Source organism: Achromobacter sp., from assembly GCF_036567245.1.
Classification (GTDB): domain Bacteria; phylum Pseudomonadota; class Gammaproteobacteria; order Burkholderiales; family Burkholderiaceae_B; genus Achromobacter.
In genome coordinates this window covers 1-3,600 of the sequence record NZ_DATCUY010000023.1, presented here as the reverse complement: position 1 = coordinate 3,600, position 3,600 = coordinate 1, and the positions used below count along the sequence as shown (strand labels likewise).

Annotated in this window: 3 protein-coding genes; 2 read left to right on the top strand and 1 reads right to left on the bottom strand. The window is 66.2% G+C overall.

What is annotated here, in order from left to right; translation table 11 throughout:
* A partial coding sequence (locus VIR09_RS00775; protein ID WP_332010779.1) for a pyridoxal-phosphate dependent enzyme occupies window positions 1–257 on the bottom strand: 257 nt, incomplete at its 3' end.
* Between the two features lie 75 nt (window positions 258–332).
* Here VIR09_RS00775 and VIR09_RS00770 point away from each other — a divergent pair.
* Together VIR09_RS00770 and VIR09_RS00765 are read left to right on the top strand one after the other, a co-directional pair.
* Window positions 333–869, top strand: a complete 537-nt coding sequence (locus VIR09_RS00770) for a YqaA family protein (protein WP_332010776.1) — start codon at window positions 333–335, stop codon at window positions 867–869.
* Between the two features lie 133 nt (window positions 870–1,002).
* On the top strand, window positions 1,003–3,600 hold a 2,598-nt coding region (locus VIR09_RS00765), incomplete at its 3' end, for a DUF3683 domain-containing protein (protein WP_332010773.1).

Below are 3,600 nucleotides of genomic sequence, written 5' to 3'. Positions count from 1 at the left end.
GCCAGCGCGACGCCCTGGGCGTGGTTGCCGGCCGAGGCCGCGATGACGCCGCGGTTGCGCGCGGCCGGGCTCAGGTTGGCCATCTTGTTGTACGCCCCGCGCAGCTTGAAGCTGAACACCGCCTGGGTATCTTCGCGCTTGAGCAGCACCGTGTTCGAAATCCGTTGCGACAGCAGCGGCGCCGCTTCCAGCGGCGATTCGACCGCGACGTCGTAAACCTTCGAGGTCAGGATGCGTTTCAGATAATCAGTGGACATGGGACAGCGGCTGGCGGCAGGAAGTAGGGAAGTGGGGCAGATTATGCACCCGCGCGCGGCTACACTCGCCCCACTATGGAAGAAAGTCTGTTGTCCGCTGTGCATTGGATGCTGGGGGTGCTGGCGCTGCCCTCGGTCGGCCTGTCCGCGATCTTCACCGTTTCGCTGGTGTCCGCGACCCTGCTGCCGCTGGGCTCCGAGCCGGCCGTGTTCGGCTATATCAAACTGGCGCCGGACATGTTCTGGCCGGCCATCCTGGTGGCGACCCTGGGCAATACCGTGGGCGGCGCCATCAGCTACGCCATGGGCCTGGGCGCCGAACGCGCCGTGCAGCGCTGGAAGGAAAAGCACCCTCATCCGCATCCCGACGCGACCGAAGGCGGACGCATGCGCGGGCGCTGGAACGAGCGGGCCCACGACTGGATCCACCGCATGGGGCCGCCAGCGCTGCTGTTGTCCTGGCTGCCCGCCGTGGGCGATCCGCTGTGCGCGGTGGCGGGGTGGCTGCGGCTGTCCTTCTGGCCCTGCGTGTTCTACATGGCCATCGGCAAATTCCTGCGCTATCTGGTCATGACCGCCAGCCTGCTCTGGTTCTTTCCCGGCCAGGTCTAGCGCCGATATCTCATTTAATTAGGGACATAGCGTCCCCGCCAATTCCAGGTTTCGAGCGCTTCCCTAGGGGTATTAGGGGCCAGACTCGGCCAATGGCATAAAATAATTTTTTAAGGGCCCCCCTCTCGCAGCCATGAACGCCCCACTCGCCAGCCACATCTTGAACGGGGCGATGCCGCCCGCAGCACCCGCGCGCTTGCGCGAAATCCCGTACAACTACACGTCGTTTTCCGACCGCGAGATCGTCGGCCGGCTGTTGGGCGATGACGCCTGGAGCCTGTTGAGCGACCTGCGCGGCGAGCGCCGCACCGGCCGTTCCGCCCGGATGCTGTACGAAGTGCTGGGCGACATCTGGGTGGTGCGCCGCAATCCCTATCTGCAGGACGACCTGCTCGACAACCCCAAGCGCCGCAAGCAGCTCATCGAAGCCTTGCATCACCGCCTGGGCGAAATCGACCGCCGCCGCGAGCCCGACGTGCCCGCCGAGGCCGGCCATGATCCGCACCGCGACGAGAAGGTCGTCGGCCTGCTGGCGCGGGCGCGTTCAGCCATCGCCGCGTTCGAAGGCGAGTTCGACCAGACCGCCATGATGCGCAAGCAGGCGCAGAAGGTGCTGGGCCGCATCACCGCGCGCGACAACATCAAGTTCGACGGCCTGTCGCGCGTCTCGCACGTGACCGACGCCACCGACTGGCGCGTGGAATATCCCTTCGTGGTACTGACGCCGGACTCGGAAGACGAGATCGCGGCGCTGGTCACCGCCTGTATCGAGCTGGGACTGACCATCATTCCGCGAGGCGGCGGCACCGGCTATACCGGCGGCGCCATTCCGCTGACCTGGAAGTCGGCGGTCATCAACACCGAAAAATTCGACAGGCTCGGCAAGGTCGAGTCCTGTCTGCTGCCCGGGCTGACCGAGCCCGTAGCGGTGATCCATGCCGGCGCCGGCGTGGTGACCAAGCGCGTGTCCGAGGCTGCGGAAGCGGCCGGCTTCGTGTTCGCCGTCGACCCGACCTCGGCCGAGGCTTCCTGCGTGGGCGGCAACATCGCCATGAACGCGGGCGGCAAGAAGGCCGTCCTGTGGGGCACCGCGCTGGACAACCTGGCCTGGTGGCGCATGGTCGACCCGAACGGCAACTGGCTGGAAGTGGCGCGCCTGGACCACAACATGGGCAAGATCCATGACGTGGAAGTGGCGCGCTTCGAGCTCAAGTGGTTCGACGGCAGCGGCAAGCCGGGCGAGCGCTTGCTGAAGACCGAAACGCTGGAAATCCAGGGCCGCGTATTCCGCAAGGAAGGCCTGGGCAAGGACGTCACCGATAAGTTCCTGGCCGGCCTGCCCGGCATCCAGAAGGAAGGCTGCGACGGCCTGATCACGTCGGCGCGCTGGGTGCTGCACCGCATGCCGCGCTACACGCGCACGGTCTGTATGGAGTTCTTCGGCCAGGCGCGCGACGCGATTCCGTCGATCGTCGAGGTCAAGGGCTACCTGGACGGCGAAGGCCGCGCCCGCGGCGCCATCCTGGCGGGGCTTGAGCACCTGGATGAACGCTATCTGCGCGCGGTGGGTTACGCCACCAAGAGCAAGCGCGGCGTGCTGCCCAAGATGGTCCTGATCGGCGACATCGTCGGCGACGACGAAGACGCCGTGGCCGCGGCATCGAGCGAAGTGGTGCGCCTGGCCAATACGCGCCATGGCGAAGGCTTCGTCGCTGTCAGCCCGGAGGCGCGCAAGAAGTTCTGGCTGGACCGTTCGCGCACCGCCGCCATCGCGCGCCACACCAACGCCTTCAAGATCAACGAAGACGTGGTGATCCCGCTGCCCCGCATGGGCGAGTACACGGATCACATCGAACGCATCAACATCGAACTCTCGACCCGCAACAAGCTCAAGCTGCTGGGCGAGCTGGACGCCTATCTGTGCACGCCGTTGCCCGTCGGCAAGATCGATGACACGGACGTCGAGACCACCCGCGCCGAAATGCTGGCCGAGCGCACGCGCCAGGCGCTGGAACTGCTGGCCGCCGTCAGGCAGCGCTGGCAGTGGCTGCTGGACAACCTTGATCTGCCGCTGATGCAGGCGCTGCCCGAGCTGCATGGCCTGGGCCTGGGCGAATTGCAGCCGGCCCTGTCGGACCGCCTCGCGGCGCAGCCGGGTGCGTGCGTCTTCGACGTGGTGCAGGATCGCACCATCCGCCTGTCCTGGAAGACCGAAGTGCTGGCGGGCCTGCAGCGCACCTTCTCGGGCGCGGCCTACAAAAAGATCGTCGACGAACTGGTCGCCATCCACGGCCGCGTGCTCAAGAGCCGCGTCTTCGTGGCACTGCACATGCACGCGGGCGACGGCAACGTGCACACCAACATTCCGGTCAACTCGGACGACTACGAGATGCTGCAGGAGGCCCACCAGGCCGTCGAGCGCATCATGCAGATCGCCCGTGACCTGGACGGCGTGATCTCGGGCGAGCACGGCATCGGCCTGACCAAGTACGAATTCCTGACCGAAGCCGAACTGGCGCCGTTCCAGGACTACAAGCGCCGCGTCGACCCCAATGGCCACTTCAACGCCGGCAAGCTCATGCCTGGCGCGGACCTGCGCCACGCCTGGACGCCCAGCTTCAACCTGATGGGCCACGAGTCGCTGATCATGCAGCAAAGCGACATCGGCGCCATCTCGGAATCCATCAAGGACTGCCTGCGTTGCGGCAAGTGCAAGCCGGTGTGCGCCACC

Coding starts and splice junctions, on each gene's coding strand:
- VIR09_RS00770 (WP_332010776.1), top strand. CDS start 333: ATGGAAGAAAGTCTGTTGTCCGCTGTGCATTGGATGCTGGGGGTGCTG.